Source organism: Streptomyces sp. NPDC048636, from assembly GCF_040650655.1.
GTDB lineage: Bacteria > Actinomycetota > Actinomycetes > Streptomycetales > Streptomycetaceae > Streptomyces.
Genome location: NZ_JBEZHR010000014.1, coordinates 111223 through 134499 on the forward strand (window position 1 = coordinate 111223; position 23277 = coordinate 134499).

General features: G+C 72.4%; 21 protein-coding genes. 9 read left to right on the plus strand and 12 right to left on the minus strand.

From position 1 onward, the window contains the following. Window positions 1-62 precede the first annotated feature (62 nt). From AB0C66_RS29270 to AB0C66_RS29290, 5 genes are all read left to right on the plus strand, one after another. The gene (locus tag AB0C66_RS29270) at window positions 63-260 is read left to right on the plus strand and encodes a ferredoxin (protein WP_362445079.1); all 198 of its coding nucleotides are present in this window, start codon (window positions 63-65) and stop codon (window positions 258-260) included. Then, entirely contained in the window at window positions 257-1468 is a 1212-nt protein-coding gene (locus tag AB0C66_RS29275) for an FAD-dependent oxidoreductase (protein WP_362445082.1), read from the plus strand. Before AB0C66_RS29270 ends, AB0C66_RS29275 begins: the two co-directional genes overlap by 4 nt. Window positions 1469-1604: 136 nt before the next feature. Continuing rightward, complete coding sequence (gene mptB, locus AB0C66_RS29280) at window positions 1605-3059, plus strand: polyprenol phosphomannose-dependent alpha 1,6 mannosyltransferase MptB (RefSeq protein ID WP_362445084.1); 1455 nt, start codon at window positions 1605-1607, stop codon at window positions 3057-3059. Continuing rightward, window positions 3056-4297: a glycosyltransferase 87 family protein gene (locus AB0C66_RS29285; protein WP_362445087.1), complete on the plus strand. Its 1242-nt coding sequence runs from the start codon at window positions 3056-3058 to the stop codon at window positions 4295-4297. The genes mptB and AB0C66_RS29285 overlap by 4 nt, the downstream gene beginning before the upstream one ends. A 74-nt stretch (window positions 4298-4371) precedes the next feature. Further along, on the plus strand, window positions 4372-5379 hold the full coding sequence (locus AB0C66_RS29290) for a lysylphosphatidylglycerol synthase transmembrane domain-containing protein (RefSeq protein WP_362445089.1): 1008 nt from the start codon (window positions 4372-4374) through the stop codon (window positions 5377-5379). A gap of 11 nt (window positions 5380-5390) precedes the next feature. On the opposite strand, the gene AB0C66_RS29295 is transcribed toward AB0C66_RS29290, so the two are convergent. Together AB0C66_RS29295 and AB0C66_RS29300 are read right to left on the minus strand one after the other, a co-directional pair. After that, window positions 5391-6020, minus strand: coding sequence for a methyltransferase domain-containing protein (locus AB0C66_RS29295; protein WP_362445092.1), 630 nt, complete (start codon window positions 6018-6020; stop codon window positions 5391-5393). Window positions 6021-6040: 20 nt separating this feature from the next. Continuing rightward, the gene (locus tag AB0C66_RS29300) at window positions 6041-7180 is read right to left on the minus strand and encodes a CapA family protein (RefSeq protein ID WP_362445095.1); all 1140 of its coding nucleotides are present in this window, start codon (window positions 7178-7180) and stop codon (window positions 6041-6043) included. A gap of 192 nt (window positions 7181-7372) precedes the next feature. Here AB0C66_RS29300 and AB0C66_RS29305 point away from each other — a divergent pair, with 192 nt between their 5' ends. From AB0C66_RS29305 to AB0C66_RS29315, 3 genes are all read left to right on the plus strand, one after another. Beyond that, window positions 7373-9424: a phosphocholine-specific phospholipase C gene (locus AB0C66_RS29305; RefSeq protein ID WP_362445098.1), complete on the plus strand. Its 2052-nt coding sequence runs from the start codon at window positions 7373-7375 to the stop codon at window positions 9422-9424. A gap of 202 nt (window positions 9425-9626) precedes the next feature. Next, the gene (locus tag AB0C66_RS29310; RefSeq protein ID WP_362445100.1) at window positions 9627-10622 is read left to right on the plus strand and encodes an ArsR family transcriptional regulator; all 996 of its coding nucleotides are present in this window, start codon (window positions 9627-9629) and stop codon (window positions 10620-10622) included. A gap of 119 nt (window positions 10623-10741) precedes the next feature. Beyond that, on the plus strand, window positions 10742-11314 hold the full coding sequence (locus tag AB0C66_RS29315) for a MarR family transcriptional regulator (RefSeq protein WP_362445103.1): 573 nt from the start codon (window positions 10742-10744) through the stop codon (window positions 11312-11314). A 7-nt stretch (window positions 11315-11321) separates the two neighbouring features. Here the strand turns inward: AB0C66_RS29315 and AB0C66_RS29320 are convergent, their stop codons facing one another. The 10 genes from AB0C66_RS29320 to AB0C66_RS29365 all read right to left on the minus strand — a co-directional run bounded on the left by AB0C66_RS29320 (window position 11322) and on the right by AB0C66_RS29365 (window position 21655). Continuing rightward, window positions 11322-12050 carry a gamma-glutamyl-gamma-aminobutyrate hydrolase family protein gene (locus AB0C66_RS29320; RefSeq protein WP_362445106.1) on the minus strand — a complete coding sequence of 243 codons (729 nt, stop codon included), beginning with the start codon at window positions 12048-12050 and terminating at the stop codon, window positions 11322-11324. Continuing rightward, entirely contained in the window at window positions 12047-13543 is a 1497-nt protein-coding gene (locus AB0C66_RS29325) for an aldehyde dehydrogenase (protein WP_362445108.1), read from the minus strand. Before AB0C66_RS29325 ends, AB0C66_RS29320 begins: the two co-directional genes overlap by 4 nt. Window positions 13544-13590: 47 nt before the next feature. Further along, complete coding sequence (locus tag AB0C66_RS29330) at window positions 13591-15039, minus strand: APC family permease (protein WP_362445111.1); 1449 nt, start codon at window positions 15037-15039, stop codon at window positions 13591-13593. Between the two features lie 147 nt (window positions 15040-15186). After that, window positions 15187-15849 (minus strand): TetR family transcriptional regulator, encoded by a 663-nt coding sequence (locus AB0C66_RS29335; RefSeq protein ID WP_362445113.1) that lies wholly within the window; start codon window positions 15847-15849, stop codon window positions 15187-15189. Window positions 15850-15906: 57 nt separating this feature from the next. Next, on the minus strand, window positions 15907-16755 hold the full coding sequence (locus AB0C66_RS29340) for a fumarylacetoacetate hydrolase family protein (RefSeq protein ID WP_362445116.1): 849 nt from the start codon (window positions 16753-16755) through the stop codon (window positions 15907-15909). After that, window positions 16748-17668 carry a 3,4-dihydroxyphenylacetate 2,3-dioxygenase gene (locus AB0C66_RS29345; RefSeq protein WP_362445119.1) on the minus strand — a complete coding sequence of 307 codons (921 nt, stop codon included), beginning with the start codon at window positions 17666-17668 and terminating at the stop codon, window positions 16748-16750. The genes AB0C66_RS29340 and AB0C66_RS29345 overlap by 8 nt, the downstream gene beginning before the upstream one ends. Then, window positions 17661-19136 carry an aldehyde dehydrogenase gene (locus AB0C66_RS29350; protein WP_362445122.1) on the minus strand — a complete coding sequence of 492 codons (1476 nt, stop codon included), beginning with the start codon at window positions 19134-19136 and terminating at the stop codon, window positions 17661-17663. Before AB0C66_RS29350 ends, AB0C66_RS29345 begins: the two co-directional genes overlap by 8 nt. Window positions 19137-19377: 241 nt before the next feature. Then, a complete protein-coding gene (locus AB0C66_RS29355) occupies window positions 19378-20184 on the minus strand; it encodes an acetoacetate decarboxylase family protein (RefSeq protein WP_362445125.1) in 807 nt (268 codons plus the stop codon). Between the two features lie 11 nt (window positions 20185-20195). Next, complete coding sequence (locus AB0C66_RS29360; RefSeq protein WP_362445127.1) at window positions 20196-21461, minus strand: NAD(P)/FAD-dependent oxidoreductase; 1266 nt, start codon at window positions 21459-21461, stop codon at window positions 20196-20198. Beyond that, complete coding sequence (locus AB0C66_RS29365; RefSeq protein WP_362445130.1) at window positions 21458-21655, minus strand: ferredoxin; 198 nt, start codon at window positions 21653-21655, stop codon at window positions 21458-21460. The genes AB0C66_RS29360 and AB0C66_RS29365 overlap by 4 nt, the downstream gene beginning before the upstream one ends. Before the next feature lie 266 nt (window positions 21656-21921). On the opposite strand from AB0C66_RS29365, the gene AB0C66_RS29370 reads away from it, so the two are divergent. Further along, the gene (locus tag AB0C66_RS29370; RefSeq protein WP_362445132.1) at window positions 21922-23277 is read left to right on the plus strand and encodes a glutamine synthetase family protein; all 1356 of its coding nucleotides are present in this window, start codon (window positions 21922-21924) and stop codon (window positions 23275-23277) included.

The following is a 23277-nucleotide window of genomic DNA, read 5'->3' on the forward strand; positions in this document are numbered from 1 at the left end:
GTTCCGCCTCCACCAGCGTCGCTCCGACAACCCCCCACCCCCGATCGAGGAGAGAAAGCCCTATGCGGGTGACCTTGCACCAGGACAAATGCGTGGCCTCCGGCCAATGCGTGCTCGCCGCGCAGGATGTCTTCGACCAGCGCGACGAGGACGGTGTCGCGATCCTGCTGGACGACGCCCCGCCCGCCGAGGCGCACGACGACGTCCGTCACGCCGCCGCCGTATGCCCAGCCCTCGCTATCACCCTGGCAGAGTCGTGAACAACACCCGCAACGTGGTCATCGTGGGAGCCTCCGTGGCCGGGCTCACCACGGCCGTGACCCTCCGCACCCTCGGCTACGACGGCCGTCTCACCCTTATCGGGGACGAGCCGCACACCCCGTACGACCGGCCCCCGCTGTCCAAGCAGATCCTGGCGGGCACCTGGGAGCCGGACCGGATCAGACTGCGCACCGACGAGGAACTGTCCGCGCTGGACGCCGAGTTGCTGTTCGGCAGGTCCGCCACCGGACTGGACATCGGCGCCGGGCGGGTGCTGCTGGACGGCGGTGACAGCGTGCCCTACGGCTCGCTCGTCATCGCCACCGGGGTGAACCCCTGCCGGTTACCCGGTGTCGAGCTGGCGGGAATGCATCTGCTGCGCACCCTCGACGACGCCCTCGCGCTGCGCGCCGCCATGCTGCGCGGGCCCAAGGTGGCCGTGGTCGGGGCCGGTTTCCTCGGCGCCGAAGCGGCGGCGGCCGCCCGTGGCATGGGGCTGGACGTCACCCTGATCGACCCCCGGCCGGTGCCCATGCGGCGCCAGTTCGGCGACCTCGTCGGCGCGCTCGTGGGACAGCTCCACCAGGACCACGGGGTGTCCGTGCGCTGCGGCACCGGGGTGAACCAGTTCCTGGAGACGGATGGCCGGGTGACCGGGCTGGAGCTGACCGACGGCGTCAAGCTGGACGCCGATCTGGTGGTGGTCGCGGTCGGCGCCGCCCCGGCCACCGGCTGGCTCCAGGGGTCAGGGCTGCTGCTGACCAACGGCGTGGAGTGCGACGCCACCTGCCGGGCCGCGCCGGGGGTCTACGCGGCCGGGGACGTGGCCTCCTGGCACAACAGCCACTTCGACGCGCCGATGCGGCTGGAGCACCGGCTGAACGCGACCGAGCAGGCGCAGGCCGTGGCCCGCAATCTGCTGGGCGAGGAGCTCCCGTTCGCCCCGGTGCCGTACTTCTGGACCGACCAGTACGACGCCCGTATCCAGGCGTACGGCGTCTTCCCGGCCGATGCCGAGCTCACCGTGCTCCACGGTGAGCTGGAGCACCGCCGCTTCGTCGCCGCCTACGGTCACCGGGGCCGGGTGGTCGGGGTGCTCGGCTGGAACTGCCCGCGGGAACTGCGCAAACTGCGCCAGCTGGTGGTCGAGCGGGCACCCTGGTCGTCCATCGGCGCACGGGAGTGCCTGACCGCCGCCGCCTGGTGAGCGCGGGCTGAGAGAGGCGGTACCGGCGGCCGGCCGGGAGGGGAGGCGCCATCCCGGCCCGGGCCGACACCTCACGGCAAGCCGCCGGTGACCGCGACGTCAAGTCTCGGCCATGCGCTCTGGTGAGGCTGGTCGGATGCTGGTCCGTCGTGTTCTCGTCCGAGGTGTCACCGTCGCTCCCCGCCACTGCCGGCTGCTCGGGCTCGCGGGCACCGTGGCGCTGGCGCTGGGGGGAGCGACGGCCGGTGCGCTGCCGGCTGCGGACGCCCTCACCCCCGACTCCGGCAGAGCCGCGCTCGGCCTGGTCAGCACCTACTTCGGGCTGGTCCTGCTGATCGCGGCCTGGTGGTGGCTGGGCCGCGCGGTGCGTGGGCCGCGGCCGCCCGGCACCCGGAGCATGCTGCTCACGCTCGCCGTGTGGGCGGCACCGCTGCTGCCCGCTCCCCCGCTGTTCAGCCGGGATGTGTACAGCTATCTCGCCCAGGGCGCGATGGTGCACGCGCGGATCGACGTCTACTCCCATGGCCCGATCCGGCTGGGCGGACCGCTCGCGGAAGAGGTGGCGCCGCTCTGGCAGCACACCCCTGCCCCGTACGGTCCGGTGTCCCTGGCGTTCGAGAGCGCGGTCGCACACGCCTCGCGCGCCGAACCGTCCCTCGGGGTGCTGGGGCTGCGGCTGGTCGCGCTGGTCGGGGTGGCGCTGATGGTGCTGGCGCTTCCGGTGCTCGCCCGGCGCTGCGGCACCGATCCGGCCGGTGCGCTGTGGCTCGGGGCGCTCAACCCGCTGTTGCTGCTGCATCTGGTGGGCGGGGCGCACAACGACGCGGTGATGCTCGGACTGCTGGGCGCCGGGCTGGTGGCCGCCACGGGCCGGTGGCCGGCGTGCGGTGCGGTACTGGTCACCCTCGCCGCCCTCGTCAAGGCGCCCGCCGCACTGGGGCTGCTGGCGGTGGCCTCCCTGTGGGCACACCAGGTGGCGGGCCGCGGACGGCGGGTGGCTGCCGTGCTGGCCACCGCCGCGCTGGCGCTCGCCACCACGGGCGCGGCCACCGCCGTGACCGGCACCGGATACGGCTGGATCAGCGCGCTCTCCACCCCGGCGTCGCCCGGCAACTGGGCGCTGACCAGCATCCTCGGACGTGCCACCGGCGCCCTGCTGGACGCGGTCGGCAGCGGTCTGGCACCGCTCGCCACCCCGGCGTGGCAAGCACTGGGGCTGCTGGCCACCGCCGCGGCGGTGGCCGTGGTCTGGCTGCGGCCGCCGCGCGGTCCGCTGTACGCGCTGGGGCTGAGCTTGACGGCAGTGGCCCTGCTCGGCCCGGCGCTGCGGCCCTGGTACGTGCTGTGGGGACTGTTCCTGCTCGCGGCGGCGGCGCCGGCCGGAGCGGTGCGCCGGGCGGTGGCGGCGGGCAGCGGAGTGCTGGCGCTGGCCGTACTGCCGAGTGGATTCGCCCCGGACGCACGGCAGTTGACGTTCGCGGTGTGCGGAGGGGCGCTGGCGCTCCTCGCACTGTGGGGCGCCCGGCATACGCCGGGATTCGCCACCGGGCCCGCCACCTCCGGCGGCCACCGCCCGGAGCGTCCGGTATGAGCGGGCCGGGCACCCCGCGCGGACGGCTGCTGCTGGCGTCCGGTCTGCTGGCGGCGGTGGCGCTGTTCCTGGCCACGGTCCCGCTGCACCGGAACTGGTTCGACCTCCATGTGTACTACGGGGCGGTCGGCCACTGGCTGCGGGACGGCCACATCTACGAGTTCACCCTCCCCGGGGCGGACGGCGCGGACTACGGCTTCACCTATCCGCCGTTCGCCGCCCTGTGCATGCTGCCGATGACACTGGTGAGCTGGCCGGGCGCGGTCACCATCAGCACGGCGCTCAACGTGGCCGCCTCGGCCGCCGTGCTGGGCTGGCTGATCGGCCCGCTGGTGCGCCGGCAGGGCTGGATCCCGTGGTTCGCCTTCACCGTGGCGGGATGTCTGTTCGCGCTGCTGGAGCCGGTACGGGACACCTTCAGCTTCGGCCAGGTCAATCTGTTGCTGCTGGTCCTGGTGGTCTTCGACGCCTGGCTGCTGTCGGCGGGACACGGCCGCGCCCGGTTCGCCGGCTGCGGCACCGGTCTGGCCGCGGCCATCAAACTCACCCCGGCGATCTTCATCGTCTATCTGGCGGTGACCCGGCGGTGGCGTGCCGCCGCCCTCGCCGCGGGCACCGCGGTGGCCGCCACACTGCTGGCCGCGTGGGCGGCACCGGGTGCCTCGCGGGAGTACTGGACCGAGGCGCTGTGGGACACCGACCGCATCGGTGCGCTCGCCTATGTCTCCAACCAGTCCTGGGAGGGGGTGCTGGCGCGGCTGGTCGAACCGCTCCAGCCGAGCGGTGCGGTGTGGGGGCTCGGAGTGCTCGCGGTCCTGGCGGTCTGGGCGTACCGGGTGCGTGACGCGGCGGCCGCCGGGGACGAGACGGCCGGTGTCGCGCTGACCGGTGTGGCCGCGTGTCTGATCAGCCCGATCACCTGGATACACCATCTGGTGTGGCTGATCCCGGCGTTGGCGGTGCTGGCCGAGTCCGGCTTGCGGCCGGGTGCGTCCCCGGCCCGCCGCCGGACGCTGCTGCGCACGGCGGCGGTGGTCTACGCGCTGCTGTGCAGCAGTCTGGTGTGGCTGTGGCGGTTCGACTCCACGGGGGTGGGCGGCTTCCTCGGCGCGAACGCCTATGTATGGATCTGCGTGGGGCTCCTGATCGCCCTTCCGCTGCGCGGAGCACCGCCGGAGAGCGACCCGGCACCGGCCGGGGGTACTGCCGGGCGGATGACGGGGCAGACGGAGCGATGAGCACGGAACCGGGCGCGGCCCGTATCCCAGCAACAGAGATCTCCGGACCGAAGCCGAAAGCGAGGTCGCGGCCCATGTCGCAATCGATGACGCAGGTACTGCCCCAGCCGCTGCCCCAGCCCGTGGCGCGGCGGCCGCGCCGTCCCGTGTACCGCAGGGTCCCGGTGCGCCGGATCCTGTGTCTGCTGCCGCTGGCCGCCGTGGCCGTGTGGGTGCTCCAGCACCGGTCGCTGATCGGCTCCGGCGCCCGTCAGATGCTGACCGCGAATCCCTGGTGGCTGCTGGTGGCGGTGACGATGACCGGGCTCACCTGGGTGGCGGTGTCGTTCGCCCGGCAGGGCGCGGTGCATGAACCGCTCCCGGCCCGGCGGCTGTTCGTCACCCAGTTCGCGGCGGGCGCGGCCAACCACCTGCTGCCGTCGGGGATCGGCGCGAGCGCGGTCAACATCCGCTTCATGACCGGCTGCGGCATTCCGGCCGCCCGCTCCTCGGCCGCGCTCGCGCTGTACTTCCTCGCCGAGGGGGTGACCCGGATCGGTCTGCTGGCCGTGCTGTTCCTGGCCTTTCCCGAGGCGCTGCGGCTGGGCCAGGTGCTGCCCGACCGGTCCGGCGCGGCCGTGATGGCGGCGGTGGCGGCCGGGGTGATCGTGCTGCTGGTGGGGGCGCTGCTGATCCGCCCGGTGCGCAGGCTCGTCGGCACGTTCCTGCGCACCGCGCTGTCCGACGCGCGGTCGCTGCACAGGCGACCGGCCCGGGCGCTGGCCCTGTGGGGCGGTTCCCTCGCGTTTCCGCTGCTCCAGGCGGCCGGGCTGGTGGCCGTGGCGCTCGCGCTGGAGCTGGAGGTGCGGCCGCCGCATGTGATGCTCGCCTATCTGGCCGCCACGGCGGTGGCCGCCCTGATCCCCTCCCCCGGCGGTATCGGATCGGTGGACGCCGCTCTGGTCATCGCGCTGGTCTCGGCGGGCGCCCCGGCCGAGTCCGCCACATCCGCCGTGCTGACCTACCGCTTCATCACGGTGTGGCTGCCGCTGGTGCCGGGGGCGCTGGCGCTGGCCGCCCTGGTGCGCGCCAAGGTGATCTGACGCCCGGTGGCTCAGTGGCCGGGGTGGTGCAGCAGCATCTGTACGGCGGGGCCGAGGACACGGCGTTCGCGCAAGGTGAGTTCGACACCGCCGAATCCGGCCCCGGTCGCCTCGGTCACCAGCCGCTCGGGCGGAATCCCGAGGACATGGCGGTGGACGATGAGCACCATCCGTCCACCGGGGCGCAGCACCCGCAGCAGTTCACGGAATCCGGCCGGGCGGTCCCAGAGCATGACGTTGTTGACGGACAGTACGGCGTCCACCCCGGCGTCCGGACAGCCGGTCCGCTCCGCGGCGCCGTCGCGCACCTCGAGGGTGCCCGCCGCGATCTGGGCCGCACACCGCCGGATCGCCGACCGGCGCATGGTGGCCGAGGGATCGACGGCGACGACCCGGCCGCCGGGCTCGACGGCGGCCACCGCCCGTGCCAGTGCGACGCCCGGTCCGGGCCCGACGACCAGCACACGTTCACCGGGGCGCAGCGCCGCCCGGTCCACGGCCCAGCGCTCCTCGGTGGCGTTCAGACGCGCCATCAGGGCACCGCCTACGGTGCCCGCGGGGCCGCGCGGACGGCCGAAGGCCGCGTCGATGAGGCGGTGCGCCGGCTCCGGGCGCCTCGCGGAGTGGTTGCCGGGGGACATCTGTCGTTTCCTTTCCTCGGCTAGCCGTGTTCCCTCGCCCAGTCGCGCCGAAGCGTCAGCACGTCGTACGGCGCGTCATGGGTGACCTCGACGCGGGTACCGAACCGGGCGCCGACCCGGTCGAGGGTGGCGCCGAGCCATTCCGCGTCCCGGTGCGTGGCGTAACGCAGCCGCATCCGCCGTGACTGGAGGGGCACCATGCGCAGCTCGACGAGGTGGCCGCCGTCCGCGGCCACCCGTACGAGGTGGAGCAGCCGCAGATCGTCGCGGTACCGCTCATAGCCGGTGATGCCCTCGTAGTCGTCGATGAGGTCCCCGCAGCCGTGGAGGATCAGCTTGCCGCGGTACACCTCGGCCGGGCGGGGGTGGTGGGAGGAGTGGCCGTGGACGAGGTCGACGCCGCCGTCGATCAGCGCGTGGGCGAAGCGGATCTGGTCCGCCGGGATGTCGTAGCCCCAGTTGCCGCCCCAGTGGACCGAGGCGACGGCGATGTCGCCGGGCCGTTTGAGCCGGCGCACCCGGCCCGTGAGCGTGGCGGCACCCGCGTCGGTCAGCTCGGGCATGAAGTCGATCCCGGGCCGGTCGTCGGTCGCGGCCCAGCGGTACGGGACACCGCTGGAGGGTGTCCCGAAGGCGAAGACCAGGATCCGCCGGTCCTCCCCCACCGGGACGACGGCGGGGCGCCGGGCGGCGGTGAGGTCCCGCCCGGCCCCGGCCACCCGGAGTCCGGCCCCGGCCAGGGCATCGAGGGTGTCCTCCAGACCGTGCGGGCCTCGGTCCAGGACATGGTTGTTGGCCAGCACACAGACATCGGGCCGGACCGCGGCCAGGCAGGGGAGGTTGGCGGGGTTCATCCGGTAATGGAGCTCCTTGCCCGGGGCGTCCTCGCCACCTGCCGTGACGCTGGTCTCCAGGTTGACCACCCGGGCGTCGGGCGCGGCCTCGTCCAGCACCGCCAGCGCGTCGCCCCACGGCCAGGTGAAGTCGACCGGGCGGGGAATCGGGCCGTTCCGCTCCTCGGCCAGCCCGACATAGGCGCGGGAGTCGCGGATGTACGGCTCCCGCAGCTCCGGGTCGCCGGGGTGCGGCAGGATCTGATCGACACCGCGGGCGAGCATCACATCGCCGCACAGGAAGAGCGTCAATGTGTCGCCGTCCATGGTTTCAACGTACTGCGTCGGCCACCGGGACGCCCGTCGCCCGGTGGGCCCCGGGCCAACGGCGCGATGACCAAGGTTTACGGAGCCTTTCCCGCCGTTTCTCCTCAGAACCGTTGTGCCGGACGGGTCGAGCGGAACAGACTGCCCCGGTTGCTTGCTCCACCTCGTACGACACAGGGAGACTGGACCGCCATGACCTCCATCGACCGTCGCAGATTTATGCAACTGGCCGGTACCAGCACGGCCATGTCCCTGCTGTCCACCAGCATCGCCCGCGCCGCCTCGATTCCGGCGAACCGCCGTACCGGCAGTCTGCGCGATATCGAGCACATCGTGGTGCTGATGCAGGAGAATCGTTCCTTCGATCACTACTTCGGAACCCTGCGCGGGGTGCGCGGGTTCGGCGATCCGCATCCGGTGCGGCTGCCCAGCGGCAAGCCCGTGTGGCACCAGTCCGACGGCAGCAAGGAGGTCCTGCCGTTCCGGCCCGAGGTGAACGACCTCGGACTCCAGTTCCTCCAGGACCTCCCGCACGGCTGGCCCGACGGCCACGCCGCGTTCAACAAGGGTGCCTACGACAAGTGGGTGCCCGTGAAGTCCGCCACCACCATGGCGTACCTCACGCGTGAGGACATACCGTTCCACTACGCGCTGGCCGACGCGTTCACCATCTGCGACGCGTACCACTGCTCGTTCCTCGGCTCCACCGACCCCAACCGCTACTACCTGTACACCGGTTACACCGGCAACGACGGCAAGGGCGGCGGGCCGGTACTCGACAACGCCGAGCTCGGCTACAGCTGGACCACCTACCCCGAGCGCCTGGAGAAGGCCGGGGTCTCCTGGAAGATCTACCAGGACATCGGCGACGGGCTGGACGCCGACGGCGGCTGGGGGTGGATCGACGACGCCTACCGCGGCAACTACGGCGACAACTCGCTGCTCTTCTTCAACCAGTACCGCAACGCCAAGCCCGGCGACCCGCTGTACGACAAGGCCCGCACCGGCACCGACGTCAAGAACGGCGACGGCCTCTTCGACAACCTGCGGGCCGACGTCCAGAACGGCGAGCTGCCCAAGATCTCCTGGATCGCGGCGCCCGAGGCGTACTCCGAGCACCCCAACTGGCCCGCCAACTACGGCGCCTGGTACATCTCCCAGGTGCTGGACGCGCTGACCTCCGACCCCGAGGTCTGGAGCCGTACCGCGCTGCTCATCACCTACGACGAGAACGACGGCTTCTTCGACCACGTGGTTCCGGCGTACGCGCCCGCGGAGGGCCGCGGTGCCTCGACCGTGGACACCACCGAGGAACTGTTCCCGGGCTCGGCGTCGCAGCCCGCGGGCCCCTACGGACTGGGCCAGCGGGTGCCGATGCTGGTGGTGTCGCCGTGGAGCACCGGTGGCTTCGTGTGCTCCCAGACGCTGGACCACACCTCGGTCATCCGGCTGATGGAGCAGCGCTTCGGTGTCGAGGAGCCGAACATCTCTCCCTGGCGGCGCGCGGTGTGCGGTGACCTGACGGCGGCGTTCGACTTCAAGCACAGCGACGCCAAGGTGCCGTCCCTCCCGGACACCGACGGCTATCTGCCGCCGGACAACGAGCGCCACCCGGACTATGTGCCCAAGCCACCGGCCAATGGCTCGCTGCCCCGACAGGAGGCGGGTCTGCGCCCCTCCAGGCCGCTGCCGTACGACTTGTCCGCCGAGGCCACCGTGGCCGACGGAAAGCTGCGGCTGGACTTCACCAACCGCGGCAGGGCGGGCGCGCACTTCCACGTCACCTCCGCGAGCCACCCGGACGGGCCGTGGGGCTACACCGTCGAGGCGGGCAAGCACCTGTCCGGCAGCTGGCCGGCCACCGCGGACAAGGACACCTACGACGTCCAGGTGCACGGGCCGGGCGGCTTCGTCCGCCACTTCAGCGGGCGCATCGACGGCCGCGGCCCCGAGGTGACCGCCCGCCACCACCGGACGACCGGCGAGGTCGCACTGACCCTGGTCAACCAGGGCGACAAGACCGTGCGGCTGACCGTCACCGATGGCTACGGCCACCAGAAGAAGGCCACCTACCGGCTCCGCCCGGGCGGACGGACCACCCACACCGTGCAGACCCGCCGCAACCACCAGTGGTACGACGTGTCGGTGGCCTCCGATGAGGACAGCGGCTATCTGCGGCGGCTGTCCGGCCATGTCGAGACGGGGCGCACGGGGGCCAGCGACCCCGCGCTCTCCGCGGACTGACTCCCGGCGCCGGGCGCACCACGCGCCCGGCGCACCTCCGCGTGCGTCCGCCCGGCGGCTTCCGCCGGGCGGACGCGTATGCGTACAGCGGTGGTTCATTCCAGACTGAAACACACCGCATCGTCGCCGTGCCCCGGTACGGCCCGCGCCCGAACGTGATACGGAGGTAAAGGAAGCAGGCGGCGGAGACACGGGGGGCGCTGTGCTACGCATACATTTCACCGGTCAGGACCTGGGACTCACCCGCGTGGCCGCGGGGCCGGTCCCGATGTGGGAGACCATGCTGAGCCTGCACAGTCTCCGCCAGCAGAACCAGGGGCTGGTGCCGGCGCGCTGGCGGCGGTCGGTCGGCCCCAAACTGCCGCGTTCGACGGGGCTCTTGACGGCCCTGGTGCCAACGAGGGGCTATTTTCCGGACTTTCTCACCCCGGCGGACCCGCTGTACGACCTGGACGAGGGTCTTGACGCGGTGCTGAGCACCCCACGGGCCCGGCTGCGGCGCGATCTCTCGCTGCTCGCCGGAGGGCGGCGGCTGCCCCCGTGGACCCGTTCGCTGGCCGACGGCGAACCGGACGCGGTGACGCTGCTGGGACGTGCCGTCCGGGGCTATCACGAGGCCGCGATCGCCCCCTACTGGGAGCGCATCCGGGCCCAGGTCGACCATGAGCGACTGCGGGTGTCCACGCCGATGCTCGGCGGGGGCACCGAGGCGCTGCTGTCCGCGCTGCCCCCGTGTCTGCGGTGGCGGCGGCCGGTGCTGGAGGCCGACTACCCCGTCGACCGCGATCTGCGGCTCGACGGCCGCGGGCTGCTGCTCATCCCGTCGTTCTTCTGCTGGCGCACCAGCATCACCCTGCTGCACCACGACCGGACACCGGTACTGGTCTACCCCGTACAGCACCGGCTGCTCGAGGAGGGTCCCGCGGCCCAGGGCCGCTCCTCGCTGGCCAAGCTGCTGGGGCCGACGCGGGCCGCCGTACTGGAGGCGGCCGAGGGCCGTTGCACCACCGGTGAACTCGCCCAGCGCGTCGGCATCCTCATCTCGTCGGCCAGCCAGCACGCCACGGTGCTGCGCAACGCCGGACTGCTCACCAGCACACGGGTGTCCAATACGGTGGTGCACTCGCTCACCCCGCTCGGCAGCCAGCTGCTGTACCGCGGCTCCGTGCCGCTGACACTGGCCGAGCCGGGGCGGTGAGCGGGCCGCCCGGCCGCCCGCGCCACCGCCGATCGCCGGCACGGTACATTTGACCTCGAACGATGGAACCGCCGGTCCGCCGTCGTGTCACCGTTCGCACCGATGTGAGGAGCCCGCCCGTGTCCGGCCACCGATCCATTACCGACACCGAGAAGCTGGTCGCGGCGCAGCTCGGAGGCATTCCGATCCGCCGTGAGCAGATGGCCATGGTGTCCAACATCTACCGGGCCGCGTCGGCGGTGCGACAGCACCTGGAGAACTCGGTGCTGCGCGGCTGCGATCTGACCTGGACCGCCTTCGTGGTGCTGTGGGTGGTATGGATCTGGGGCGAGTCGGAGACCCGGAACGTGGCGGAGGAGGCGGGCATCTCCAAGGGCACACTCACCGGCGTCGCCCGCACCCTGGAGTCGCGCGGGCTGATCTGTCGCTCCGGCCACCCCAGCGACGGCCGGCTGGTGCTGCTGAGCCTCACCGAGGAGGGCGAGGCGCTGATGCGGCGTGTCTTCCCGGCGTTCAACGAGGAGGAGGCGTTCGTCGCCGGGCAGTTGTCCGACGAGGAGTGTCTGCGCACCGCCGAGGCGCTGCGCCGGGTGGTGCTCCAGGTCGAGACGCGGGGTGAGGAGCGCAGGCTCGCCCTCCTGGACGGTGCCGAACCGGCCCCGCGCCGCAGCGGGCGCCGTCCGAAGGCGTAGACCCGGCTCAGCCGCGGCCGCGGGCGGCGCGCACCAGCGCGTCGAACAGCCCCTGCTGGGCGGGGTCCCGGTGGGCGGTGTCCTCCGGATGCCACTGGACGGCGGTGAACCAGCCGCGGGCGGTGGGCAGTTCATATGCCTCCACGGTGCCGTCGGCCGCGGTGGCGGTGGTCCGGAGCCCGGTGCCGAGCCGGTCGATGCGCTGGTGGTGGTAGCAGGAGACCTCCACCTTCTCCGCGCCGGTGGCGCGCGCCACGAGCGACCGGGGGCGCAGGGCCACCGGATGCGTCAGATGGCGGTGGTCGCGGTCCTGGCCGCCCATGTCCTGTTCGAGGGTGCCGCCGAGCACGGTGTTGACCACCTGGAGGCCGCGACAGACGGCGAGCAGCGGTAGTCCGGACTCCAGTGCCCGGCGGGCCAGTTCGAGGTCGAAGCCGTCCTGTTCGCCGTCCACGTCGTAGACGCTGGTGTGGGCCGGACCGCCGCCGTAGCGGCGGGGGTCCAGATCCCCGCCGCCGGGCAGCAGTACCCCGTCGAACCGCTGCAGCCGGGCGGCCACTTCGGTGGGGTCGGCGGTGCCGGCGGGCGCGTGGGGGTGGATGGTGGCGGGTTCGCCCCCGGCCCGCCAGACCGCCTCGACGAGCGCGCGGGCGTTCACCTCGGCGGCGAAACGCAGGGCCGAGGTGGTGGCGGAGAAGCGGGCCGGGACGGCGATCAGCGGGCGGGGGCCGGTCACAGCCGGATCCAGGTGGTCTTGAGTTCGGTGTACTTCTCCATCGCGTGCACGGATTTGTCGCGCCCGTTGCCGGACTGCTTCATCCCGCCGAAGGGCACGGTCAGGTCGCCCTCCTCATAGCAGTTGACCCATACGGTCCCGGCCCTCAGGGCGCGGGAGACCCGGTGGGCGGTGGTGAGGTCGGAGGTCCACAGACCGGCGGCGAGCCCGTAGTCGGTGGCGTTGGCGAGCCGGACCGCCTCCTCGAGGTCGTCGAAGGCGAGGACGGACAGCACCGGGCCGAAGACCTCCTCACGGGCCAGCCGGGAGCCGGGGTCCACCCGGTCGAAGACGGTGGGTCGCAGATAGCTGCCGCCGCTGTCGGTGAGAGTGGCGCTGCCACCGGTGAGCAGCCGGGCGCCCTCCGCCGCTCCGGTACCGATGTGGTCCAGGACCCGCCGCAGATGGCCGTCACCGGCCAGGGCGCCCATCTCGGTGGCGGGGTCGAGCGGATCGCCGACGCGCAGGGCGCGGGCGCGTTCCACGACGGCCTCGGTGACCCGCTCGGCGACGGCGGAGTGCACCAGCAGCCGGGAGGGCGCGGTGCACATCTCCCCCTGGTTGAAGAAGATTCCCCAGGCGGCGGTGGCGGCGGCGAGCTCCAGATCGGGGGCGTCGGGGAGGATGATGTTCGGGGATTTGCCGCCCAGCTCCAGCCAGACGCGTTTGAGGTTGGAGTCGGCGGCGTAGCGCAGGAAGTGGCGGCCGACCGCGGTGGATCCGGTGAAGGCCACGACGTCCACGTCCGGGTGGAGCCCGAGGGCGCGGCTGGCGGTGGGGCCGTCGCCGGTGACCACGTTAAGCACGCCGGGCGGCAGCCCCGCCTCGGTGGCCAGTTGGCCCAGCAGCAGCCCGGACAGCGGTGATCGCTCGGACGGTTTGAGGACGACCGTACAGCCCGCGGCCAGCGCCGGAGCCACCTTCCAGGCGGCCAGGGTCAGCGGGAAGTTCCAGGGCACGACGGCGCCGACCACGCCCGTCGGCTCCCGGGTGACGAGGGCGAGCGCGTCGGTCGCGGTGTGCGGGGAGGCGTCGGCCAGCTTGTCGGCGAGCTCCCCGTACCAGCGGAAGGTGCTGATGGCGGCACGCAGTTCGATGTCATGGGCGTCGCCGATGGGTTTGCCCATCTCCAGGCTGATGGTGAGGGCGAGGGTCTCCCGCCGCTCCTCCAGCAGCCCGGCCAGCCGCCCCAGCGCCCGGCCGCGCTCGGCCGGGGAGAGACGCGGCCAGGGGCCGGTGTCGAACGCCCGGCGGGCGGCGGCCACCGCGAGGTCCACCTCCGCGGGCCCGGCGTCGGCCACCTTCGCCAGCACCGCGCCGTCGCGGGGCGAGACCACCGGGAACGCGGCTCCCGCCCCGGGCTCGGCCGCACCGTCGATGTGGTGGTGCACGGGCAGTGCGGCGGGCAGCGCCGCGCCGCGGCGCTGCCACTCCTCATGGGTGAGGTCCGGCATGGTGTCCTCTCGTTGGACGGCGCCCCGGGCGGTGCGCCGGATACGTCTCAGACGGTGTGACGGCGGATGAGGCGGGCCGCCGCGGCGCCCAGCGCCAGCACCGCCGGGACGGTGAGCACGAGCCAGACGGCGGTGGCGGTGTCACCGCCGATGAGGGTGGTGAAGTTGGCGAGGATCAGCCAGATGGCACCGGCGATGCCGAGGGCCCCCAGGGCGGGCGCGACGAGGGTGTTCCAGGGCCGGGTGTCCCGTCGTTCCCGGCGGAAGAAGACGATCACGGAGACCGATGTCAGGAAGTAGAGCAGCATGATGCCGAGCACCCCCACTCCGCTGAACCAGGAGAACAGGGTCAGCACCGGGTCCTTGCCGGTCAGCGCGAACGGCACCACCAGGGCGAGGGCGATCACGGTCTGTACGGCACCGGCCGCCCAGGGCGCGTGACGGCGGTTGAGCGCGCTGAGCCGCGCGGGCAGCAGGCCCTCGCGGCCGAGCGAGAACAGATAGCGGTTGGCGGAGTTGTGGAAGGCGAGGATGCCCGCGAAGAGGGAGGTGGCGAGCAGGATGGGCAGCACATCACCGGCCCAGGTGCCGAACAGGTCGGCGACGGGCGCGAAGACGAACACCGTGGAGTCGCCGCCCTCCAGTGCCTTCCCGGCGGCGCCGGTGGCCTTCGAGGGTCCGTAGGAGGAGACCAGCATCCATGAGGTGAAGGCGAAGAAACCGGTGACGACGGCGACCGAGAGATACGTGGCGCGCGGCACGGTGGTGCGCGGTTCACGGGCCTCCTCGCCGTAGATGGCGGTGGCTTCGAAACCGAACATGGACGCCACGGCGAACATCAGCGCCACCCCCGGCGCGCCCTGGAGGACCGCCTCCGGGGAGAACGACTTGGTGAACGCGAGACCCTCGGGGCCGCCGCCCTGGACGAAGGTGACCACCCCGAAGACGAGCAGGATGCTGAACTCCGCCAGCACGAACACGGCGAGCACCTTGGCGCCCATCTCGATCCCGACCGCGCCGAGTGCCTGGACGACGGCCATGGTGAGCAGCGCCCACAGCCACCACGGCTGGTCCACTCCGGTGTGGTGGGCCATCAGCACGCTCATGGTGGCGCCGTAGAGCCCGTACATGGCGGCCTGCACGGTGCAGTACGCGAACAGCGCGACCGCCGCGCTGCCACTGCCCGCGGTCCGGCCGAGGCCCTTGCCGATGTAGGTGTAGAAGGCGCCCGCGTCCACGACATGGCGCCCCATGGCGACGAAGCCGACCGAGAACAGCAGGATCACGGCGCCCGCCACGGCGTACGCGGCCGGCGCGCCCGGGCCGCTGCCCAGCGCGATGGCGATGGGCACGGCCCCGGCGATCCCGGTGAGCGGGGCCTGCGCGGAGAGGACGAAGAAGAGGATGCCCAGGACGCCGAGGGCGTTGGGCTTGAGCTGGGCGGTACGGGGGGCGTCCTGCACGGTCTCGCGTTGGGCGACCGTTTGACTGTCCACGCGGATCACCTGTCCGGGGAGGGGAGCGAATTTTCGTTTTGAGCCAAACGAGTTGCCTTATGGTGGGCCGCTCGGACACGTTTGGCAAGGGGCCGGACCACCGGATCTCCCCCGGCGGACATCGGTCGGACAACGGTCGGACGTCGGTCAGACGTCGTCCGCGGCATCGGTGTGCGCGCCGGGCGCGGTGTCCGCCGTCAGGGCCCGCAGCAGCGCGCGCAGCTCCTCCAGGGCCGCGTCGGTGTGCTCCGCACCGCCCAGCACCAGCTGGTGCAGCACCAGTCCGTCCAGCGCCGCGAACACCAGCCGGGCCAGCGCCCGGTTCGCGCCCTCGGGCAGCATCCGGGACAGCTCGCGCTGGGCCGCGTCGAAGTACTCCTCGTACAGCACGCGGAGCTGGGGCAGCAGCTCGGGCCTGCGGCGTGACTCGAGCAGCAGCTCGTACTGGAACGCCTGGGCGTCCGGGTCACCGGTCACCATCGCCGACAGACCGGTGGCGAAGTCGGTGGCCCGGCCGGTTCCGGGTTCGACCGCGCTGACGCTGAGGCTGGTGCGTACGGAGTGGGCCAGCGCCTGTTCGATCAGCGCGTCACGCGAACCGAAGTGGTGGACGACCAGTCCGTGGGTGACCCCGGCCTCCTCCGCCACCGCGCGGTAGGTGAGATGGCGCAGACCGCGCCGGGCCACCACCCTCACGGCGGCGGCCAGCAGCGCTTCGCGTCCCGCCCCGTACGACACCCGTCTGCGGGGCTTGCCGCCACCGGCCCCGGCCACCTCGCCGCTCCCGGCCGCCCCGGCGGATTCGGTCATGACGGCGACCCTACCCGCCACCCGGCCGGAACCGCCCGGGTGGCGCCCCGGGACGGTTCAGCCACGCCGGGGCGGGCGGATGCCGCGGTACTCCCAGTCGCCGCCGAGGGCGGTGGACAGCACCTCCTCCGACTCCGTGGGCTGGGCTCCGACGTCGGTACGGATCGGGGTGGGCCCGGCCACGATGTGGTTGCTGAGCCTGCCCAGTCCCTCCACCTCGACCTCGACCAGATCACCGGGCCGCACCGGACGGGAGCCCGCCGGGGTACCGGAGAGCAGCACATCGCCGGGGTGGAGGGTGATGGTGCGGGCGATATCGGCCACGAGATAGTGCATATCCCACTCCATCTCGTCGGTCGAACCGTCCTGCACCACATGCCCGTTGACATACGTGCGCAGGTACTTGCCGTGGAAGTCCCAGTCGGTGACCAGCCCCGGGCCGAGCGGGCAGAGCGTGTCCGAGCCCTTGACCCGCAGCATGGACCCGGCGTCGGTGTCCCGGAAGTCATGCAGTCCGTAGTCGTTGGCCACGGTGTATCCGGCGATGTACTCGCCCGCCTCGGCCGGGGACACATTGCGGCAGGTCCGGCCGATGACGATGGCCACCTCGCCCTCGTAGTTGAGCCATTTGCAGCCCTCGGGACGTACCACGGCGCCCCGGTGGGCGTTGAGCGCCGAGGTGGGCTTGTGGAAGTAGGTGGGGGCCGAGGCCAGCGCGACCTGGAACTCCGTCACCCGGCTGCGGTGGTTGAGATGGACGGCGATCACCTTGGTGGGCACCACGGGCGGCAGATGGCGGGCCTCCTCGGCCTTCACCCGCCGTCCGTCCCCGGCGACCAGTTCGTCACCGTCGCGGACGGCCTGGACGGCGGCGCCGTCGAGGAGGATGCGGCGGTACTCAGCCATGGGCGGACTCCTGTGTCACGGTGCGGGGCGCGGTCCAGCCGACGGCGGGACGGTCGAACCAGAGGTGGGCCTGGCCGGTGCCGATGGAGTTCTCGTAGGCGCCGTACTGGCGGGCGGTGGCGGTGCACTCCGCCCCGCCGAGGGCTCCGGCCATCATCAGGTAGTGGGAGAAGCGGGCCTCGGGCCTATGGGCCAGGAACTCCGGCATGGTGCGCAGCACCTCGTCGTGGCGGCCCTCCGTGAACCAGGCGATGCGCTGTTCGTCGGCGGCGCGGGCCTCGGGGGTGAAGATATGCGCGGGGTCGCTCGACTCGTGGTCGCGCAGTTCGCGCAGCGGCCAGAAGGTGTGCGAGAGCGCACCGGAGGCGATCAGCAGCACCCGGCGGCCGGGGGTGGCGGCGATACCGTCGGCCAGGGCCCGGCCGAGGCGCAGATGGTCCTCCATATCGCCGGTCTGGCAGACACCGATGGACACCCAGCGCTTGTCGGGAAGGCCCGCGCCCAGGAACGTCCAGAGGTTGATGGTGGCGTAGTAGACCGGCAGATAGGCGTCGTCGATGGCGGTGATCCAGGTGCCGTGTTTCTCGGCGAACCGGGCCACCTGGTGGGCGAGTTCGGGGTCGCCGGGGAAGTCGTAGGGCATCCGGCACATACCGCGCGGCAGTTCCTCGGAGGTGAACAGCCCCGCGCGGCGCTGCTGGGCGGTGACCACGAACTCCACGGTGGTGGCCCAGTGGGAGTCCAGCACCACCACGGTGTCGTAGTCGTCACGCTCGAAGACCTCGCGGCGGAGCTGTTCGAGCCCGGTGACGAGGCTGATCTCCCGGCCCTCGTTGAGCCGCAGCCGCTCCTCCTTCGGGAGCACGATGGTCGGCACATGAGCGAGCAGTCCCGCCCCGGCGATCTCACCCATGGCTCTGCCATCCCTTCGGGGCGGTGACGGTGTTCTTCAGGTCGCAGTAGAAGTCGAAGCTCCAGGTACCGCCCTCGCGGCCGACACCGGAGCTGCGGGAGCCGCCGAACGGGGCCCGGAGGTCGCGGACGAAGAAGCAGTTGACCCAGACGGTGCCCGCGACGAGGCGGCCGGCCACCCGTTCGGCGCGTTCGTGGTCACCGGTGGCCACGGTGGCGGCGAGGCCGAACCGGGTGTCATTGGCGAGGGTGACGGCCTCCTCCTCGGTGTCGAAGGTCTGGAGGGTGAGCACCGGTCCGAACACCTCCTCCTGGACGATCTCGGAGTCCTGACCGACATCGGTGAGCAGCGTCGGCCGGTAGTAGAGGCCACCGAGTCCGGTGTGGGGCCCGCCGCCGACCACCGCGCGGGCCCCCGCGTCGAGGGCGCGGCGCACAAAGCCGTCGATCTTCTTCAGCTGGCGGGCGTGGATGTTGGGGCCGATATCGGTGGCCTCGTCCCGCGGGTCGCCCTGGACCAGCGCGGCGGCCTTCGCGGTGAAGCGCCGGGTGAACTCCTCGGCCACGGAGGACTCGACGAGCAGCCGGGTGGCGGCCAGACACACCTGTCCGGCGTTGTCGTACTGCTCCACCGCCAGGTCCACGGCCAGGTCGAGATCGGCGTCGGCGAAGACCAACAGCGGTGACTTGCCGCCGAGTTCCAGGCTGAGCGGGGTGAGGTGGGTGGCGGCGGCCCGGGCGATATGCCCGGCGGTGGGCACCGACCCGGTGAAGCTGATCCGGCGCACCCCGGGGTGCCCGACCAGGGCGTCGCCCGCCTCGGCGCCGTAGCCCTGGAGGACGTTGAGGACACCGGGCGGGAGACCGGCCTCGGCGGTGATGTCGGCGAGCAGCGACGCGGTCAGCGGGGACCACTCGGCGGGCTTGAGGACCACGGTGTTCCCGGCGGCGAGGGCCGGGGCGACCTTCCAGGTGGCCAGCATCAGCGGGGCGTTCCACGGGGTGATGAGGGCGCAGGGTCCGGCCGGGTCCCAGGTGATGTGGTTGGTGTGGCCGCGGGTGGGGAAGTCCTCGTGTTCCCGGTCCAGCCGCAGCAGCCAGTCGGCGAAGAAGCGGAAGTTGTGGGCGACCCGGGGCATCACACCGCGGCGGTGGGAGCGCAGCAGCGCGCCGTTGTCGGCGGTTTCGACGGCCGCGAGCTCCTCGAGCCGCTTCTCGACGCCGTCGGCGATGGCGTACAGCAGCCGGGCCCGCTCGGCGTGCGGGGTCGCGGCCCACCCGGGGAAGGCGTCGCGGGCGGCGGCCACGGCGGCCTCGGCCTCGGTGGCGCCGCCACGGGCGATCTCGGCGAGCGGGGTGCCGTCGATCGGTGAGACATCGGTGAAGGTGTCCGGGGAGGCGACGCGCTGGCCGCCGATCCAGTGCCGGGTGTCGACGGGGATTCCGGCGACGGTGGTCCGGTGGGTCATCCTGCGCTCCGTGTGACGAGGGGTCGGGTCGCCCGGCTCAGGCCGGCGGCGGGTGGGGGCGGGGTGCGGCGCGGTGGGGGCGGTGGCCCCGGCAACAGGGGGCTGGGACAGGGCCTCAGCGGCCTCACGGAAGTCCGGTGCGGATCGGTTGCGCCCCGAAGGGGCGTGGGGAACTGCGCGATCAGCCACAACGCAGCCGTGGGCCGAACGACGGCACCTCCCGGCACTTCCCGCGGAGCGCTCAGGACGCGCCCGAGGTACCGGACTCCAGCAGACGGCCGCCGTCCCAGACGACGCCGACCTGCCGGTAGTACGCGGCGATCGGTTCGCGGATCTCCAGCCGTGCCAGCTCCTCGGTGGGCGCCTCGAACAGCTCGAGATCGGCGTCGCCCGTCCATGGCTGCCCGGCCTCGAACTCGGCCGCGCCGGAGGCGATCAGCTCGTCCAGGGCCAGCCCCCCGCCCTTCTCGATGGAGGGCAGCCAGCGGTGGTGGGCCATCGGGTGGCCATTGACGAAGCCACCGGTCTCCGAGGGTTCGCGCAGGGTCAGCACCGCCTGGGCCAGTCTGCGGTCCGCGGCCGCGAGGGTGGCGCCGAAGCGGGCGCCGGGGGCGATCCGGGGCGCCGGACCGTAGGGATGCGGGCGGGTCAGGTGCACCGAGCCCAGTTTCTTGGGATAGCCCTGGTGCAGGCCGCGGGCGATGGCGAAGTCCTTGTCGACCCAGATGTAGACGCAGCGCGAGTACGTCTGGCCGTGGTAGGCGCAGCGGACCACCGCGAACACCTCCTTGTACTGGGCGCGCACCGGGTCCAGCAGCTCTTCCCCGGTGGCGGAGCAGGACTGCCAGTCGGCCCAGATCAGCGCAACCGCGCCGGGGTCCTCCTCGGCGAGCTCCAGGGGCTCGGGCAGCAGTTCGCGCACCCGCGCGGGGTCGGTGCGGTACTCGACGGTGAGCAGATCGCCGGAGTAGTGCCAGGGCGGCGAGGGGATGAGGGACGACGCCCCGGTCGCCGTCTTGGGGTGGAAGTAGCCGCGGAGGCCGGACATGGTGTCGCTCCTCAGACAGTGGCGGGAGTGGGGGTGGGGTCGGTGGGGGCGGGCCGCCGGAGCAGCTGGGCGCGGTAGCGGGCGGCCCGGGCGACGGCGCTCCGGCCACCGAGGGCCACCACACCGGTCAGCTCTCCGTCCGCGGTGTGGTAGCCGACCACCACATCGCCCGTCAGCTCGCCGTCGAGGATCCGGATGTCGGCGGTGCCGAGCCCCGGGGCGCCGAAGGACTGGAGCCGGAAGTCGTGCTGATCGCTCCAGAAAGTGGGCAGCGGCGCGAACGGCGCGGGGTCGGGGTCCGCCCCGGTGAGCGCCGCCACCAGGCTCTTGGCGGCCCGTTTCGCGGTGTCACCGGGGATGGACCAGTGCTCGACCCGGCGCGCCACCGCGTCGTGGGAGGCGTAGCGGGCGTTGGGGAAGCGGGCCGCGTCGCCCACCGCGACCACCTCCGGTACGGCCTCCCCATATGCCCTCACACGCAGCAGGGCGTCGGTCAGCACCCCGTCGGACAGGTCGAGTCCATTGCCCTCCAGCCATGCGGTGGCGGGGGTCGAACCGACCGCCTCGACCACCACGTCGGCGGCCAGCACCGAGCCGTCCGCCAGCACCACACCGCTGATCCGCTCGCCGCCTCCGAAAGCGGTGACGCCCCGGCCGAGCGCGAAGCGCACCCCGCGCAGCTCATGGCGGCGGAGCAGTTCACGGGCGAGTGGCGTGCCCAGCGGGCGGAGCATCGGCAGGGGTTCGGGGTCGACCACGGTCACCTCGGTGACACCGAGTCCGATCGCGGTGGCCGCCACCTCGCAGCCGATGAATCCGGCGCCGATCACCACCACCCGCGCCCCGGGCCGGGTCAGCTCCGCCCGCAGGCCGTGGGCGTCGTCGAGGGTACGGACGGTGTGGCGGCCGCTGCCGGGTCCGGAGGGGCCCGCGCAGCGCAGCCGCCGGGGGCGCGTACCGGTGGCGACCACCAGTCCGTCGTAGCCGAGCCGCTCACCGCCGTCCAGCTCGATGGCCCGCTCCGTGAGCCGGGCGCCGGTCACGGTGGTGTTCAGCCGCCACGTCACATCGGCGGTGCTCGCCCGCGGGGTGAAGGCGAGAGAGGCGAAGGACGCCTCCCCGGCCAGCGCCTCCTTGGAGAGCGGCGGCCGGTTGTAGGGCATATGGGGCTCGTCGCCGAGCACCGTGATCTCACCGGTCCAGCCCGCGGCGCGCAGTTGTTCGGCGGCGCGCAGTCCGCCCATGGAGGCACCGGCGATGGCGATGTGCCCGGTCACGGGGTGGTGTCCTCGACCCGGATGGCCTGGAGCGGACAGACGTCGGCCGCGTCCTCGACATCGGCGCGCAGCGTCTCGTCCGGCTCGCTCACGAACACCAGATGTCCCGCGTCGTCGAGCTGGAAGACGTCGGGGGCAGCGAAGACGCACTGGCCGTGGTCCTGGCATTTGTTCATGTCGACGACGACCTTCATGGCCGGTTCCTCCTGGAGGTGAGGGCGTCCGGGGGTGCGGGGAAAAGGGGCCCGGCACGGTGGCCGGGCCCCGGCCACAAGGGATGCGAGAACACCCCTTGACTCGTTTGGCTTCAAACAAGATAGGCAGGCCATCGGACCCTGGTCAATGCCTATCCAGATGGATAAATATGTGGCCCGGCCCCCTTGCGGGGCGAGACCTCCGTCCATAACGTTTGGTGTCAAATGAATGCCCTGAGGCATCCGAACCGCCCGAGGAGGCATCGGTGACTGCCCACGACCCCGCGCACGTCCGCCACCACATGGACCGGCTCGCCGCCGAGGGCATCGATGTGGTCCGGGTGTCCTTCCCCGACCTCATCGGGATCGACCGGTCCCGCGATGTCCTGCTGGAACACCTTCCCTCCGCCTGTGAACACGGCCTCGCGTTCTGCCGCGCCGTCTACCACACCAGCCCCCAGGGGGATGTGGTCCCGGTCTCCGGTGGCCTCGACGCGGGGCTGCCGGATGTGGTCGTCACCCCCGATCCGGCCACCCTGGCCGCCCTGCCCTGGGAGCCCGGGGTCGCCTGGTGTCTCGGTGACACCGCCGATCCGGCCACCGGCACACCGGCCCCCGAGTCACCGCGCGATCTGCTGCGCTCCGTCCTCACCCGCTGTGCGGAGGCCGGGCTGCACCCGGTCGTCGGCCCCGAGCTGGAGTACTTCCTGCTCGAACCGGATCCGGCCGCACCCTCGGGCTGGCGCCGCCACTCGGAGGTCCCCGGCGCCGTGTACACCGCCGGGCTGCGCGCCGACCCGGACAACCATCTGCTGCGCACCCTGCGGATGCTGCGCGACCTCGGCATCGGTGTGATCACCGGCAACCATGAGTTCGACGGCGGCCAGTACGAGATCAACCTGGCCCACTCCACCGCCCTGGACGCCGCCGACCGCGCCTTCCGCTTCAAATCGGCCGTCAAGGAACTGGCCCGCAAGGAAGGCAAGTTGGCCACCTTCATGGCCAAGCCCAGCAATGACGCGGGCGGCTCCGGCTTCCATCTCCACCTGTCGTGCGAGACCTCCGGGGGCCGCAACGCCTTCGCGGACCCCACCGCCCCCTTCGGACTCTCCGACACCGCGCGTCACGCCGTCGCGGGCATCCTCGCCCACGCCCCCGCGCTGGCCGCGCTGCACAACCCGACCGTCAACTCCTACAAGCGCTTCGGCCCCGACACCCTCGCCCCCTGGCTCATCGACTGGGGCCTGGACAACCGCAGCGCCATGGTCCGCATACCGCCCGAGCGCGGTGCGGGCACCCGTCTCGAACTGCGGCTCGGCGACGCGGGCGCCAACCCCTACCTCGCCATCGCGTCCGTGTGCGCGGCCGCGCTGCTCGGTGTCCAGGAGGGTACGGAGCCGCCCGCACCGCTCGAGGGATACGGCTACGACCCCGAGAAGTCCCAGCTGCTGCCACAGACCCTGGCGGCCGCACTGGACGCCCTGGAGGCGGACGAGGCCCTGTCCGGTGTCCTCGGCAAGGACTTCACCTCGTCCTTCCTCTCCTACAAGCGCGACGAGGTCCGGCGCTTCGAACGCCATGTCACCGACTGGGAGTTCACCGAGTACGCCTACCACCTCTGA

Excerpts from the sequence above, each read along its gene's own strand:
- AB0C66_RS29270 (WP_362445079.1), top strand. The coding sequence starts at position 63 with ATGCGGGTGACCTTGCACCAGGACAAATGCGTGGCCTCCGGCCAATGC.
- mptB (WP_362445084.1), top strand. The coding sequence starts at position 1,605 with ATGCTGGTCCGTCGTGTTCTCGTCCGAGGTGTCACCGTCGCTCCCCGC.
- AB0C66_RS29285 (WP_362445087.1), top strand. The coding sequence starts at position 3,056 with ATGAGCGGGCCGGGCACCCCGCGCGGACGGCTGCTGCTGGCGTCCGGT.
- AB0C66_RS29290 (WP_362445089.1), top strand. The coding sequence starts at position 4,372 with ATGTCGCAATCGATGACGCAGGTACTGCCCCAGCCGCTGCCCCAGCCC.
- AB0C66_RS29295 (WP_362445092.1), bottom strand. The coding sequence starts at position 6,020 with ATGTCCCCCGGCAACCACTCCGCGAGGCGCCCGGAGCCGGCGCACCGC.
- AB0C66_RS29300 (WP_362445095.1), bottom strand. The coding sequence starts at position 7,180 with ATGGACGGCGACACATTGACGCTCTTCCTGTGCGGCGATGTGATGCTC.
- AB0C66_RS29305 (WP_362445098.1), top strand. The coding sequence starts at position 7,373 with ATGACCTCCATCGACCGTCGCAGATTTATGCAACTGGCCGGTACCAGC.
- AB0C66_RS29325 (WP_362445108.1), bottom strand. The coding sequence starts at position 13,543 with ATGCCGGACCTCACCCATGAGGAGTGGCAGCGCCGCGGCGCGGCGCTG.
- AB0C66_RS29335 (WP_362445113.1), bottom strand. The coding sequence starts at position 15,849 with ATGACCGAATCCGCCGGGGCGGCCGGGAGCGGCGAGGTGGCCGGGGCC.
- AB0C66_RS29340 (WP_362445116.1), bottom strand. The coding sequence starts at position 16,755 with ATGGCTGAGTACCGCCGCATCCTCCTCGACGGCGCCGCCGTCCAGGCC.
- AB0C66_RS29345 (WP_362445119.1), bottom strand. The coding sequence starts at position 17,668 with ATGGGTGAGATCGCCGGGGCGGGACTGCTCGCTCATGTGCCGACCATC.
- AB0C66_RS29350 (WP_362445122.1), bottom strand. The coding sequence starts at position 19,136 with ATGACCCACCGGACCACCGTCGCCGGAATCCCCGTCGACACCCGGCAC.
- AB0C66_RS29355 (WP_362445125.1), bottom strand. The coding sequence starts at position 20,184 with ATGTCCGGCCTCCGCGGCTACTTCCACCCCAAGACGGCGACCGGGGCG.
- AB0C66_RS29365 (WP_362445130.1), bottom strand. The coding sequence starts at position 21,655 with ATGAAGGTCGTCGTCGACATGAACAAATGCCAGGACCACGGCCAGTGC.